Genomic DNA, 13,201 nt, shown 5'->3' with positions numbered 1-13,201 from the left:
CCATGTCATCGTTGCGCGTCGTGAATTTCTCAGGCCCGGACTCGCCGGAGCTGCTGGCCCAAGCCTGGCGGTTGCGGCACCGGGTTTTTCGTGAAGGCTTAGGCTGGGACGTGGCCTCGGTCGATCTGCTGGAATTCGACGGATTCGACCGGAAGGCCTGGCACTGCGCGGCCCTCCAGGGGGGCCGCATGGTGGGTTATTGGCGGGCGCTGCCCACCACCGAACCCTATCTGCTGGAACGCGACTTTCCCATGTTGCTGGGGGATAGACCGGCCCCCCACGCCCCGGACGTATGGGAAATCAGCCGCTTCGTCATTTGCCCCGACGTGGCCAACCGGCGTGACGTGGGCAAGGTGCTGGTGCAGGCCATCGGGGCCTTCGGCGTGGCGCGCGCCGCCAACCGTCTGATCGCGGTGGTGGAACCAGCCTTCGGCCGCTTTGTGCGCCTGTGCGGCCTGCCGGTGACGGAGGAGACCACCCCCATCCATGTCGGCCAAGGCCACAAGGGCGACATCCACGCCGTGATCATCGCCCTGGACGTGCCGGCCTACGCCACCAGCCCCTCATCCCGGACCACCGCCGGCGCCGACCCGCGCGCCGCCTGACGGAGACCAATCCATGAGCTTCATCACCAACCTGCGGCGCGCCGTGCTGGGCGACCTGCCCGATTTCGCCGCCGATCCCATCGGCTTCGTCGAGCGCCACGGCATCGGTGCCGATGTCCCCGTGGCCCTGCGCCTGGGCCCCAAGCCTGCCTTCCTGATCAGCCATCCGGCGGGTTTCCAGCGCGTGCTCGTGGAAAACCGCGACGCCTATGGCAAGGGGGCCGAACAGGCGCGCCTGCGCCCCCTGTTCGGCGAGGGCATGGTGACCGCCAGCGGTCCGCGCTGGGATGCGGCCCGCCAGGCCGCCAAGGCCGCCTTTTCACAAAGCCGCCTGAACCATGGGCTGGAGCTGGCCCTGTGCGTGCTGGCTCAGGAAGCGGCGGGCCTGGCCCAGACCAGCGGGTCCGAGATCGACTTGCACGGCCTGATGGGCCGGCTGACCATGCGCATGGTGATCGCGGCCCTGTTCCATGAACGGCTGGAGGACGCGGCGGCCGCCGACGCCATCTACCGGGCGGGCTGCGTCGCCCACCGTCATCTCAGCCTGTCCATGTGGCGACTGGTGGATCTGGATATGTACCTGCCCACGCGGGAAGGCCGTGCCTTCCGCGGCGCCATCGCGGAAATGGAGCGCCAGATCGCTGGCTTCGCCCAGGCCCCCAAGGGCTTCCTGGCGGCCTTGCACCCCCTGGTCGCGGAGTATGGGCCGGCGGTCATGCGGGACGAGGCCATCACCGCCCTGGTGGCGGGATTCGAAACCACGGCCACCGCCGGCTGCTGGCTGGCCTACGCCCTGGCCCGGCGACCGGATCTGGCTGCCTGGCTGCGTCAGGAGGTGGAGGAGAATCTGCCCGCCGACGGGGAGCTGCGCCCCGGCCTGCTGCGCGATCTGCCTCGCACCCGTGCCATGGTGCAGGAGGTGCTGCGCCTTTACCCCAGTGCCTGGTGGTTCGCCCGCACGGCCTTGGCCGACGACGTGGTATCGGGTGTGGCCATCCCCAAGGGCGCCTCGATCCTGCTGTGCCCCTGGGCCCTGCACCGCCGGCCGGACCAATGGGCGGACCCGCTGGAGCTGAAACCCGCCCGCTTCCTGGAGGGCCCGCAGCCGGACAAGTTCGCCTACGTGCCCTTCGGCGCCGGCCCGCGCGCCTGCATCGGGGCACAGCTGGCGACGGCGGAGCTGACGGCCCTGGCGGCCATGCTGGTCACCACCTTCGACATCGAGGCGCTGTCCGGGCCGCTGGCGGCCCAGGTGCCGGAGGGTGGCATCACCCTGGGCGCCCCCCGCGCCGGCATGAAGGTGCGCCTGTCGGTGCGTGAGCCCCTGCGCAAGGTGGCTTGACCGCCCCTTGAGCAGGTTACGGGCAAGATGCCGGAACCAGGCGATAGAGCCCGACATCGATCAGGCCGGCGCGGAACCCCGCCTCGCAATACGCCAGATAGTAATCCCATAGCCGGCGGAAGCGGGGCGGGAACCCTTGGGCCTGGATGTCGGCCCAGGCGGCATGGAAGCGGCGGCGCCATTCCGCCAAGGTGCGGGCATAGCTGTCGCCGAAGGTTTCCGCCCCGTCCAGTCGCAGGCCGGCCGCCGCCGCCTCCCGCGCCAGGCGGCCGGGCGGCGGCAGCATGCCACCCGGGAAGACGTGGCGCTGGATGAAGTCGACATTGCTGCGGTAATGCCCAAAGCGGGCGTCGTCGATGGTGATGACCTGCAGCACCGCCACCCCGTCATCGGACAGGCGCTGGCGCAGCGTCCGGAAGTACAGCGGCCAGTAGCGTTCCCCCACCGCCTCCAGCATTTCGATGGAAACGATGCGGTCGTAGGTGCCGGTGACGTCGCGATAGTCCTGCAGGCGCAGATCCGCGCGGCAGCCCAGATCGGCCTCGATCAACCGGTCCTGCGCCGCCGCCAGCTGGGCGGGCGACAAGGTCAAGCCGGTGACATGGCAGCCTTCGCGCGCGATCCGTTCCGCCAAGCCACCCCAGCCGCAGCCGATCTCCAGCACCCGTTCCCCGCCGCTGATGCCCAGCAGCTGGACGATACGGTCCAGCTTGACCGCCTGCGCCGCCTCCAGCGATTGGTCGGGAGACGTATAGAGAGCGGAGGAATAGGCCATGCCCTGGTCCAACCAGCGGGCATAGAAGTCGTTCCCCAGATCATAATGGGCAATGATGTTGCGGCGGCTGCCGGCCCGGGTGTTGGCGCGGCCACGATGCAACAGCCGGTTCACCATGCGGGCCAGCGGTGTGCCGGCCATGGCGCCATCCAACCGGGAAATATTACGCGCCGCCAGTTCCAGCAAGGCCGGCAGGTCGGGGCTGGACCAATCGCCATCGGCATAGGCTTCGGCGAAGGCGATGTCACCGCCCAGCGCCAGCCGCCGCACGGCGCGCCAGCGATGTAGTTCCAGCACGCCTTCGGGCCCAGGCTGCGCCGCCCGCCGCGTCAGCCGGGTGCCGTCCGGCAACCGCACCGTGATCTGCCCCACCGCTAGCCGCGCCATCATGCGCGACAGCAGGGCGGCAGGCAGCCGTTGCAGAGACAGCCGTTGCAGGGATGGGGATGAGGCCACGGGGGAGGGAGAGATGTCCAATGACATGGGTGGTGAAGTCCTAGATGCCAGGATCGGCGGAGGTGACGATGGTGACGGACCGGGGCGGCGGCGGCGGGCTGGGCCGGAAGCCGACGCCCTTCAGCCACAGCTTCAGGGCCTGCCAGTGGATCGCCGCCACGACCTTCCAGGTCAGCAGCGGCTGCGCCGCCCAGGCGATCAGGACGCCGGCATCATCCAGCGCCAGGCGCCGTCCGCTGAAGCAGGCGGACAGGATGGGCGCGGATCGCTCGTCCCGGTCATCGCCAGGGCGCACCTGGATGGCCACGGTCAAGCCCTCTGCGGGCGGGGACACGCGGAACTCATAACGCGCGTCCATGTCCAGGAAGGGGGAGACGTGGAGATGTTTGGTGCAGTGCTGGCGCACCACGCCGCCAGCGGCCGCCCGGGCATCCACCGGAATGACGTAGCTGTGCCGCAGCCCGAAGGTGTTGTTCACCTCATGCACCAAGGCGCAGAGCGTGCCGTCGCGGCGATGGCAGAAATAAATGCTGATGGGGTTGAAGGCGTAGCCCAGGACGCGGGGCATGCACCACAGCCGGATCGCACCGCCGTCGTAGCCGGCTTCGGCCTCGGCCAGCAGCCCCGCCACCTGGTCCGCCAGGGGCCTGCCGGAACCGTCCCCATGATCGGCGTCATGAAAGGACAGCAGGTTGAAACTGTTGTGGGAGAAAAGCCGAAGCCGCAGGTGCAGGGCCGGCAGCTCATCCAGGTCCAGCAGCATGGACCAGACGCGATAACGCAGATGGTGGCGGCGCGGCCAGGTGCGGCGGTGGGCCACCCAGCCTCGGTAGAGGGCGCTGTGGCCGGACATTGGGGCGCCGGGTTTCCCCATATCCGCCAAGTCCGCATCCATGTCTGACATCGGCCCCATGCCTCCCACGCCTGGCAGTAAAAGCTTGCGACCCCTATACGCGCCAGGGTGAATGCTGGATCAGTCAATACAGCGGCTGATCCAAATCCGCCGTGGTTCGTATAGAGTGACATGCATGACGCCCGCACCCTTCGAACCGCATTACCCCGTCGCCGGCCATCGACCGGCCGGCCTGGCATGTCCTGGGCCCGGCCGGGGGACGGCCGCGTGAGCAGCGGCGGGGATGGTATCCTTCCGGAAGGCCGTACCGCAGCCGGCGCCACGGCTGACACGGTCGTGTTGGAGGACGTGCACGCCCGCCACCTGCGGGCCATCGCCACACAGGGCGACCGCGCCGCGTTCTCGGCCCTGTTCCGGCACTACGCCCCCCGCATCAAGAGCTATCTCTTGACCACCGGCCTGCCCTCCATGGAGGCGGAGGAGCTGGCGCAGGAGGTCATGTTGGCCGTCTGGCGCAAGGCCGCCATCTTCGACCCATCCCGCGCGCGGGCCGCCACCTGGATCTTCACCATCGCCCGCAACCTGCGCATCGACGCGGCCCGCCGCAGCCGCTCGGCGGAGGCCGCCGTGGCGCAGGAAAGCCTGACGCCGGCCGAGCCGGAACCGGCGGACGACCTGTTGTTCGCGGCAGAGGCGGCGGACCGCCTGCGCGCCACCCTTGACACCCTGCCCCCGGATCAACTGGCGGTCGTGCGGCTTTCTTTCTTTGAAGACGCGCCTCACCCGGACATCGCCCGCCGCCTGGGCATTCCGCTGGGGACGGTCAAGTCGCGCCTGCGCCTGGCCATGGCCCGCCTGCGCGGCGTGATCGATCCCGGGGGGGCCGAACGATGATCGCCGCCATGCGCCCGCCACCTTCCCTGCCCTGCCCCACCCACCATCCCGACGCCGACCTGCTGTCGCGCCACGCCGCCGGCACCCTGGCCGACGGCCCCGCGCTGGTGGTGGCCACCCATCTCGACTTCTGCCCCATCTGCCGCCACCAGGTGCGGGCATGGGAGGCGCTGGGCGGCGCCCTGCTGAACAGCCAGCGTCCTGTGGCGCTGGCCGATGACGCGCTGGAGCGCACGCTTGCCCGGCTTGATGGCGCCCGCCTGGAGGAGAAACGACCGCTGGCGGACGTGCCCACCCTCGACCCCGATCCGGCGCTGCCCGCCGCCTTGCGTCGCCAGCGGCTGGGCCCCTGGCGGTTCGTCGCGCCCGGCATCCGGGGACGCGCGGTGCGGGTCGACCCTGCCCAAGGCTACAAGGTCATGCTGTTCCGGGTGGCGGCAGGCATGGCCATACCCATGCATGGCCATCGGGGCCAGGAATACACCTGTGTCATCGACGGCGCCTTCAACGACGTCTTCGGCCGCTTCGGCTCCGGCGACATGGCGGCGGTGGATGCCAGCGTGGATCACCAGCCGCTGGCGGAGCCGGATGGCGACTGCCTGTGCCTGATCGCCGTGCACGGCCGGCTGCGCATCCACAGCCTGCTGGGCCGCCTGGTCCAGCCGCTGGTCGGGCTCTGACCCTTGGCGCCCGCCCTTCTGCTGGCGGTCGTGGCACTTGGCCAATGCGCCCTCATGGCCCTGGCCTGGGCCATCCAGCGGCGCACCCGCCAATCGGGTTGGGTGGACACGTGCTGGTCGCTGGCCGTCGGCGCGGGTGGCCTGGCCGCTGCCCTGGTTCCCGTGAACGGGGCGCCCCCCACCGCCCGGCAAATCCTGGTCGCTACGCTGGTGGGGCTGTGGTCGGCGCGCCTGGCCGCCCATATCGGGGTGCGTACCCGGGGCGGCGGTGACGATCCACGATATGCCGAGCTGATGCGCGTTTGGGGGCCGCGGGCCCCCGCCCGCCTGTTCTGGTTCCTGCAAAGCCAGGCCGTGGCCGCGGCCCTGCTGGGGGTGACCGTTTATGCCGCGGCCCGCAACCCCGCACCCGGCCTTGGCGGCGGGGACGTGCTGGGCACGCTGGTGCTGCTGGGGGGCATCGCCGGCGAAGGGGTGGCCGACGCCCAGCTGGCCCGTTTCCGCCGACGGCCCGATGCCCATGGCCGGGTCTGCGATGCCGGCTTGTGGCGCTGGTCGCGGCACCCCAACTATTTTTTCGAATGGCTGAGCTGGCTGGCCTATCCCTGCTTCGCCCTGGCACCGGGGCCGGAGGGGCTTTGGCCTTGGGGTTGGCTCGCTTTCGTCGGCCCCCTCATGATGTATGTCCTGCTGGTCCATGTCTCCGGCCTGCCGCCGCTGGAGGCCCATATGACCCGGTCCCGAGGGGCCGCGTTTGCCGACTACTGCCGGCGTACCAGCGCCTTCGTCCCCTGGCCGCCACGGCGGGCCCCATGGCGGGACACGGAATAGATCCTTGACCGTCCGCCCCACCGGACGATTAGCTGGCGGGAGCGATCGGCCGCCCCGGGGAGACTCCGAAGGGGCCCGGGGTATAGCATATTGGGGGATGGGCATGCGGCATGGGATGAAGATGGGGGCCGTCCTGGCCTTGGCCACCGGCTTGGCGCTGGGCGGGTGCTCCGGCGACGACCCCATGGGGCCCGGGCCGGACCAGAAGATGTTGCAGGCCGCCTGCGCCCTGGACCTGCACACGACCCGCCCCACGGGCACGGACGTGCTGACCATGTATCGGATCGAGTTGCCGCTGACACCGGTGGACGTGCGGCGTGTTGAATCCACCGTTCTGGCGGATGGGCGCGACACTTACTACGTGCGCGCCAAGTTCAACGGCCAGGTCTGCATCGGCGGCGATGTCACCCTGGTGTCATTGGCCGGTGGCAAGGTGCATGTGCACTATGAGATAGCGGATTTGGCGCACGTGGACATGATGGGAAAGCCCATCTTCGTGCGTCTGACCCTGGACGATACCTTCGACTATACCCCAGGCCAGATCGTGAACCGCACGGCCGGCGGCAATCATTATGGATTCTTGCTGAAATAGAGGGCGGCGGCACAGCCGGCCGCCGCCGCCACGGCGGTCAGAATCGTCCCCCACGCCATATCCAGCGCGCTCAGCCGGGCGGACCACAGGCGCAAGGTGGCGTGGTTGGTAAGGTCGTACGTGCCGTAGGTGAGGAGACCGAACACCGCGCCGCGCATCAGCGCCTGCATCAGCGGCGCCTCCGACCGCGTGGCCGGTTCCACGCAAAAGAAGACGATGCCGCCCGCCATGAGCAGGTAGAACAGGGCCGCCGGCCCCAGGCGCGGCTGGGGCGCCACCATGTCACCCATCACCTGGCGGTAAAACCCAACCATGCGGGTCAGCCAGACGGCATCCAGGGCCAGGAAGGCGATAAGGGTCGCCGCGTAGATCGCGGCCTGGCGCAGCAGTGGTCCCAAGGCCTTTTCCTCCCCGCAAAGCCAAAAAAAGAAAAACGCCCCGGGCCTGGACACGGGACGTTTCTCAATACGCGTCAGCGATGCGAACGGATCAGCCCGGCGCTCACCGGATCGGCGAGCGGGTCAGCGACTTGATGCGGCCACGCGGGTTGCCGGACATGGCGGCGATTTCGCGGTCCTGCGCCTCGATGATGGCGCGGGCGGGCTCGTCACCGTCCAGGCCGCCCAGTTCGGACGAGGGGACGCGGCGGTTGGACGACCGCGAACCATCGTCATACAGGACGTCGAACAGGACGAATTCGCTGACGGACTTGGATTTCGGCTTACTGCTGCGGCCCATGGGGACCTCCTCTTCCTAAAGAACCATCAAGACTGGAACTGGCAAGACTGGAACGGGATCAGCGGCGGCGGCGCGGACGGTTGCGATCCTCGCGGGCCGACGGCTGCTGATCTTCGTTGGCGTTCAAGGCCGCCACGAAACTGGAGAACTGGGTGCCACGGCCGTCCTGGGCGGGGCGCGGCGCGGCCGGACGGGGGGCGTTGGGACGCTGCCCCTGCGGCTGGGCCGGACGCTGGCCCTGCGGGCGCGCTTGCTGCTGCGGACGGCCGCCCTCGGGGCGCACCCCTTCAAGACGCGGGCCCTGCGGGCGGTTACCCTCCGTCCGGGTTGGCCGCTGGCCGTCGTTACGGGCAGGCCGCTGGCCATCATTCCGGGCGGGCCGTTGGCCATCATTCCGGGCGGGCCGTTGGCCCTGGGGCCGAGCCTCTGCCTGACCCTCGGCGCCACGCTGGCCGCGGGGCTGCCCGCGACCGCCGTTGCCGCCGCCGTTGCGCGGCTGGCGGGCCGGCAGGGGCGGACGGCTCATCGGGGCGGCGGCGGCCTGGGGCGTGGCCTCGGGCCGCTCACCCACCGGGATGGACTTGCGGATCAGCTTTTCGATGTCGCGCAGGTAGACGCGCTCATCCCCATCGGCCGTGCACAGCGACACGGCGACGCCGGAGGCGCCGGCGCGGGCGGTGCGGCCGATGCGGTGGACATAGGTCTCCGGCTCGTTGGGCAACTCGAAGTTCACCACGTGGGTGACGCCGTCCACATCGATGCCGCGCGCCGCGATGTCGGTCGCCACCAGCACGCGCACGGTGCCGGCGCGGAAGCCGTCCAGCGCCTTCTGCCGCGCGTTCTGCGACTTGTTGCCGTGGATGGCGGCGGCCTCGATGCCCGCCTGCTCCAACTGGGCCGACACGCGGTTGGCGCCGTGCTTGGTGCGGGTGAAGACGATGCTGCGCTGCATGCCGGCGTCACCCCGGATCAGGTCGACCAGCACATGGCGCTTTTCCGCCGCCGGCACGAAGATGACCTGCTGCGTGATGCGCTCCGCCGTCGTGGAGACGGGCGTGACCTCGACCCGCAGCGGGTCGCGCAACATCTTGTTCGCCAGCTCCGACACGTCGGCCGGCATGGTGGCGGAGAAGAACAGCGTCTGCCGGTTGGCCGGCAGCTTGGCCATGATCTTCCGCAGGCTGTGGATGAAACCCATGTCCAGCATGCGGTCGGCTTCGTCCAGCACCAGCACCTCGACCTTGTCCAGGCGCACGTGGCCCTGGGTCATCAGATCCAGCAGGCGGCCGGGCGTGGCCACCAGGATGTCGATGCCGTTGGCCAACGCCTTCACCTGGCTGCCCTGGCCGACGCCGCCCAGAATGACGGTGTGGCTGAGCTTCAGGCCCACGCCGTAGTTGGTGATGCTCTCGCCGATCTGCACCGCCAGCTCACGCGTGGGGGTCAGGATCAGCGCGCGGGGCATGCGCAGCGGCAGGGCCGAGGGGGCGGCCCCCAAGCGCTGCAGGATGGGCAGGGTGAAGGCGGCGGTCTTGCCGGTGCCCGTCTGGGCGATGCCCAGGATGTCGCGGCCCTCCAGCGCATGGGGAATGGCCCGCGCCTGGATGGGGGTGGCGGTGTGATGGCCCAGTTGGGCCAAGGCGGCCTGAATCTCAGGCCGCAGGGAGAGGGTGTCGAAAGCGGTCAATGTCTTGGAATCCCAGGGCGACGCGCCGGCCGCATTCGTTTCTCGCGGCCGCGGATCGCGGTCAAGCCCTTGCCCGGGCGCGTGCCGGCAGGCATGTGTCAGAAGGTCGAGTATGCCCTGGGTGCTACAGGGGCGATTTGGCCGCCACCGCTACGCGCCACCCGGGGGATACCGCCGGGCCCAGCGGCCCGGCATGGGAACGGATGATGCCATCCATTCCTTAAGACCGCATAAGTGGCTGTGACCGGTCTCAGGTACAAGGGAAATCGCTCGAAGCCCCCCGAATTGCTGCCATGCCCAGGCGTGGGTGGCCGTTGTCACACAACCGCCAAGCTTGTGCGCCAGGGTACTCACCCCCACGCCGCGACATCGCGTTTGCATGCGCCTGCAATTCACCGTAGAAAAGCCCTGACGGTTCCCGCCCTGACCGGGCGGGATGAAAAGGGAACGCGGTGGGGATCCCCTCCCCGATGCCGCGGCTGCCCCCGCAACTGTGAACGGCGAGCCCGACACCATATCCCGCACACGATATCGCGGCGGGGATCGAAGCCACTGGGAAACCGGGAAGGCGGTGCCAGGGTAATGACCCGTGAGCCAGGAGACCTGCCGTCACGCCGTGGTCACGCACGGGCACATTGGGCGGGGTGCACCAGTGGGGAAAGGCGCCCGCCGTCCCGGCCGTTTGGGGGATATCCAGGCTGGTGGTTGGGTGACCCGATCTTTGGCCCGTGGTGACGTGTCACGTTGCCAGAGGCTTACCAACCATGGTTCGTTTCGTTACCGGAATAACAACATCGCTGCTATTTCTGAGCTGCCCGGCCGCCCTTGCCGCCGGCATGGACGACGACCTGTCGTCCCCCACCACCCTCGATGACGTGGTGGTCACCGCCGCCCGCCGCGACCTGATCGGCACCGCCGCCACCTCCAGCCAGGGCGTGGTGGTCAAGGAGGAACTGGATCTGCTGCCCGCCTATCGCGTGGGCCAGATGCTGGAGACGGTGCCCGGCCTGGTGGTCACCAGCCACAGCGGCGAGGGCAAGGCCAACCAGTATCTGCTGCGTGGCTTCAACCTGGACCATGGCACCGACATGGCCACCAGCGTGGACGGCATGCCCGTCAACATGCGCACCCACGCGCACGGGCAGGGCTATACCGACCTGAACTTCGTGATTCCCGAACTGGCCAGCGGCATCGGCTACACCAAGGGGCCCTATTTCGCGGCGCAGGGTGACTTCTCCGCCGTCGGTTCCATCCAGATGGGTTACCTGGACCAGGTTCCGGCCCAGGTGGCGCTGACGGCGGGCACGCTGGGCTATCAGCGCGCCTTCGCCGCCGGCACCGCGGGGTTGGGCGCCGGCCAGCTGATGGCGGGGGGTGAGCTGGTGCATTATGACGGGCCCTGGGACCATCCGGACAATTTGCGCAAGGGCAACGCCGTGCTGCGCTACAGCCAGGGCGCACGGGACGACGGCTTCAGCGTCACCGCCATGTACTACCGCGCCCTATGGAACGCCACCACCGACCAGCCGGAACGCGCCATCGCGCAAGGCTTGATCGGCCGCTACGGCACCCTGGACCCGACGGACGGCGGCCAGGCCCGGCGCATGAGCCTGTCGGGCACCTTTGCCATGCCGGTCGAGGCCGGCTGGCTAGCTGGCGGCGAGGTGACGGCCAACGCCTATGTCATCAACAACCAGCTGACGCTATGGAACAACTTCACCCATTTCCTGGACAATCCCGTCCAGGGCGACCAGCACGCCCAGGATGAGAACCGCATGGTGGCCGGCGGCGCCGTCAGCTACAGCCGGCCGCTGAACTTGCTGGGCCTGGATCATGAGATCGTGAGCGGCCTGGACACGCGCTTCGACGACGTGCATGTCGACCTGCGGGCGACCAGGGCCCGCGTGGCCTATGGCCTGGCCGAGAACGACAACGTTCAGGAGGCCGGCGGCGGCGCCTATGTCCAGGCGACCAGTCATTGGACGCCCTGGCTGCGGACCGTGGTGGGCGTGCGCGAGGATTACCTGGCCGCGACCGACCACGGCAGCAACGCCGGCGTGGTGGCCGCCCGCCTGTTCCAGCCCAAGGGCAGCGCCATCGCCACCCTGTGGCAGGGAACGGAGGTCTACCTCAGCGCCGGGCGCGGCTTCCACAGCGACGACGTGCGGGGAGCATCGCAGGGGAACGCCCCCTTGCTGGCCAAGGCCGATGGCGAGGAGGTGGGCATCCGCAGCACCATTCTGCCCAACCTGACCGCCACGCTGACGGCCTTCCAGATGGATTTCGTGTCGGAGCTGACTTATGACGCCGATGTCGGCCAGACGGAGGCCGGGCGCCCCAGCCGCCGGCGCGGGGTGGAGCTGAACACCACCTACAACCCGTTCAGCTGGCTGGAATTCTACGGCAGCATGGCCTTCAGCCACGCCCGCTACACCGACAGCGATCCAGCCGGCAGCTTCATCCCCGACGCGCCCAAGCTGATCGGCTCGCTGGGCATCTATCTGCGTGACCTCGGCCCCTGGTCAGGTGGTGTGGAATACCGCTATTTCGGCGCCCACCCGCTGATCGAGGACAACAGCGTGCGCTCGTCGGGCAGCCAGGAATGGAACCTGACGGCCAACTACACGCTGCAAAGTGGCCTGCGCTTCGGCATCGGCCTCTACAACGTCTTCGACAGCAAGGACGACGCCGCCGACTATTATTACACCGACCGACTGAAGGGCGAGCCGGCGGAGGGTGTCGGCGATCTGCACGCCCACCCGCTGGAGCCCCGCTCCGTCCGATTCACCGTGGCCCAGAGTTTCTGATCACCATAGGTCGGCCAGCCCCTCCTCCGTCACCAGATCGGCGGGGAGCTGGCCTTCCCCTTCCAACCAGGCTGGGCCCAGCCAGGCCACGGCGGCCGTGTGGCCGCTGGGCAGGTCGCGCACCCACAGCCGGCAGGCCAAGTCAGACGGCAACGACCCGTCGTGACGGACCAGCGCGGGGCCTTCGGGTGCCATGGCGAAGCTGTCGGTGGGCAGCGACAGGCCCACGCCCAGGGCCTTGATGTAGGCTTCCTTCAGGGTCCAGAAGGTCACCAGATCCGGCCCACCGCGCCCGGCGGGGCGGGCATCCAGCCAGGCCAGTTCCTCCGCCGCGAACATGGCCGTCGCCAACTCCGCCCCGATACGGCGGTCGCGGCGTTCCACATCCACGCCTATCCGTGCGCCGGCATCCAGGGTCACGGCACAGGCCACCAGGCCATCGGTGTGCGATAGGTTGAAATCCAGCCCCGCCGGCGCGTCCACCAGCCCCGGCTTGCCCTGGGGCGTGAGGGGGGTGAAGGCCAGCGCCGCCGGCGGCCGGCCCAGCAGCCGGCCCAGCCACAGCCGGGCCAGGCCATGGGCCGCCACATATTCCCGCCGGTTGGCCTCGAACACGAAGCGACGGGCCCGCGCCTGCTCCCCCTCATCCAGTAGGGGCCACAGGCGGGCATAGGCCGCGTCATCCAGCGGGCTCAAGGGCAGGGTCCGCAGCAGCGGCATGGTCATCCGTTCAGGCGACAGGGAGCAGAAAGTCTGGCCAGAACAGGCGCCCGGCCGTGCCCTGTCAAGGGCCCGCTCCCCCGGCCCCTCAACCGACGCGGTAATCCATATATTGCCCCGCTACGGCTGGGGATATCCCCATCGCCAAAGGTATTGCCGCCCTATCCGGAAAATGATCCCCCGAATCCCCAAGGAACACGGCGTGCGGCCGGCCGATTGAA

General features: G+C 69.3%; 13 protein-coding genes and 1 riboswitch. Of the genes, 7 read left to right on the top strand and 6 right to left on the bottom strand.

What is annotated here, in order from left to right:
* The first annotated feature begins 2 nt into the window (after positions 1-2).
* Positions 3-605, top strand: a complete 603-nt coding sequence (locus Y958_RS16640; RefSeq protein ID WP_088873132.1) for an acyl-homoserine-lactone synthase — start codon at positions 3-5, stop codon at positions 603-605.
* Positions 606-618: 13 nt separating this feature from the next.
* Entirely contained in the window at positions 619-1,947 is a 1,329-nt protein-coding gene (locus tag Y958_RS16635; protein ID WP_088873131.1) for a cytochrome P450, read from the top strand.
* A 16-nt stretch (positions 1,948-1,963) separates the two neighbouring features.
* Here the strand turns inward: Y958_RS16635 and Y958_RS16630 are convergent, their stop codons facing one another.
* Both Y958_RS16630 and Y958_RS16625 read right to left on the bottom strand, forming a co-directional pair.
* Positions 1,964-3,205 (bottom strand): SAM-dependent methyltransferase, encoded by a 1,242-nt coding sequence (locus tag Y958_RS16630; RefSeq protein ID WP_244909557.1) that lies wholly within the window; start codon positions 3,203-3,205, stop codon positions 1,964-1,966.
* 13 nt (positions 3,206-3,218) lie between these two features.
* Positions 3,219-4,031, bottom strand: a complete 813-nt coding sequence (locus Y958_RS16625) for a DUF1365 domain-containing protein (protein WP_088873129.1) — start codon at positions 4,029-4,031, stop codon at positions 3,219-3,221.
* 267 nt (positions 4,032-4,298) lie between these two features.
* Between Y958_RS16625 and Y958_RS16620 the strand changes: the two genes are divergently transcribed.
* From Y958_RS16620 to Y958_RS16605, 4 genes are all read left to right on the top strand, one after another.
* Positions 4,299-4,925, top strand: coding sequence for a sigma-70 family RNA polymerase sigma factor (locus Y958_RS16620; RefSeq protein WP_244909556.1), 627 nt, complete (start codon positions 4,299-4,301; stop codon positions 4,923-4,925).
* Complete coding sequence (locus Y958_RS16615) at positions 4,922-5,605, top strand: ChrR family anti-sigma-E factor (RefSeq protein ID WP_088873127.1); 684 nt, start codon at positions 4,922-4,924, stop codon at positions 5,603-5,605. The genes Y958_RS16620 and Y958_RS16615 overlap by 4 nt, the downstream gene beginning before the upstream one ends.
* Positions 5,606-5,608: 3 nt before the next feature.
* Positions 5,609-6,436, top strand: a complete 828-nt coding sequence (locus Y958_RS16610) for a DUF1295 domain-containing protein (RefSeq protein ID WP_244909555.1) — start codon at positions 5,609-5,611, stop codon at positions 6,434-6,436.
* Between the two features lie 103 nt (positions 6,437-6,539).
* Positions 6,540-7,028 (top strand): hypothetical protein, encoded by a 489-nt coding sequence (locus tag Y958_RS16605; RefSeq protein ID WP_145727569.1) that lies wholly within the window; start codon positions 6,540-6,542, stop codon positions 7,026-7,028.
* On the opposite strand, the gene Y958_RS16600 is transcribed toward Y958_RS16605, so the two are convergent.
* The 3 genes from Y958_RS16600 to Y958_RS16590 form a co-directional block, all read right to left on the bottom strand.
* A complete protein-coding gene (locus Y958_RS16600; protein ID WP_244909554.1) occupies positions 7,007-7,426 on the bottom strand; it encodes a DUF2177 family protein in 420 nt (139 codons plus the stop codon). The two genes, Y958_RS16605 and Y958_RS16600, sit on opposite strands and share 22 nt — an antisense overlap.
* A 103-nt stretch (positions 7,427-7,529) precedes the next feature.
* A complete protein-coding gene (locus tag Y958_RS16595) occupies positions 7,530-7,766 on the bottom strand; it encodes a hypothetical protein (protein WP_088873124.1) in 237 nt (78 codons plus the stop codon).
* A gap of 58 nt (positions 7,767-7,824) precedes the next feature.
* Positions 7,825-9,453 carry a DEAD/DEAH box helicase gene (locus Y958_RS16590; RefSeq protein ID WP_244909553.1) on the bottom strand — a complete coding sequence of 543 codons (1,629 nt, stop codon included), beginning with the start codon at positions 9,451-9,453 and terminating at the stop codon, positions 7,825-7,827.
* Positions 9,454-9,848: 395 nt separating this feature from the next.
* A riboswitch (cobalamin riboswitch) is annotated at positions 9,849-10,078 on the top strand.
* 139 nt (positions 10,079-10,217) lie between these two features.
* Between Y958_RS16590 and Y958_RS16585 the strand changes: the two genes are divergently transcribed.
* A complete protein-coding gene (locus Y958_RS16585; RefSeq protein WP_244909552.1) occupies positions 10,218-12,260 on the top strand; it encodes a TonB-dependent receptor in 2,043 nt (680 codons plus the stop codon).
* Here Y958_RS16585 and Y958_RS16580 read toward each other — a convergent pair whose 3' ends face one another.
* Entirely contained in the window at positions 12,261-12,980 is a 720-nt protein-coding gene (locus Y958_RS16580) for a 4'-phosphopantetheinyl transferase family protein (RefSeq protein ID WP_145727570.1), read from the bottom strand.
* Between the last annotated feature and the right edge of the window lie 221 nt (positions 12,981-13,201).

The sequence above is a fragment of the Nitrospirillum viridazoti CBAmc genome (assembly GCF_000730165.1).
Classification (GTDB): Bacteria; Pseudomonadota; Alphaproteobacteria; order Azospirillales; family Azospirillaceae; genus Nitrospirillum; species Nitrospirillum viridazoti.
Note: the sequence above shows the minus strand (reverse complement) of the source record. Positions and strands in the feature narration are given on the sequence as shown.

Bases quoted from the DNA above. Each gene is read 5' to 3' on its own strand.
- Y958_RS16640 (WP_088873132.1), top strand. From the start codon at position 3: ATGTCATCGTTGCGCGTCGTGAATTTCTCAGGCCCGGACTCGCCGGAG.
- Y958_RS16635 (WP_088873131.1), top strand. From the start codon at position 619: ATGAGCTTCATCACCAACCTGCGGCGCGCCGTGCTGGGCGACCTGCCC.
- Y958_RS16630 (WP_244909557.1), bottom strand. From the start codon at position 3,205: ATGTCATTGGACATCTCTCCCTCCCCCGTGGCCTCATCCCCATCCCTG.
- Y958_RS16625 (WP_088873129.1), bottom strand. From the start codon at position 4,031: ATGTCCGGCCACAGCGCCCTCTACCGAGGCTGGGTGGCCCACCGCCGC.
- Y958_RS16615 (WP_088873127.1), top strand. From the start codon at position 4,922: ATGATCGCCGCCATGCGCCCGCCACCTTCCCTGCCCTGCCCCACCCAC.
- Y958_RS16605 (WP_145727569.1), top strand. From the start codon at position 6,540: ATGCGGCATGGGATGAAGATGGGGGCCGTCCTGGCCTTGGCCACCGGC.
- Y958_RS16595 (WP_088873124.1), bottom strand. From the start codon at position 7,766: ATGGGCCGCAGCAGTAAGCCGAAATCCAAGTCCGTCAGCGAATTCGTC.
- Y958_RS16585 (WP_244909552.1), top strand. From the start codon at position 10,218: ATGGTTCGTTTCGTTACCGGAATAACAACATCGCTGCTATTTCTGAGC.
- Y958_RS16580 (WP_145727570.1), bottom strand. From the start codon at position 12,980: ATGCCGCTGCTGCGGACCCTGCCCTTGAGCCCGCTGGATGACGCGGCC.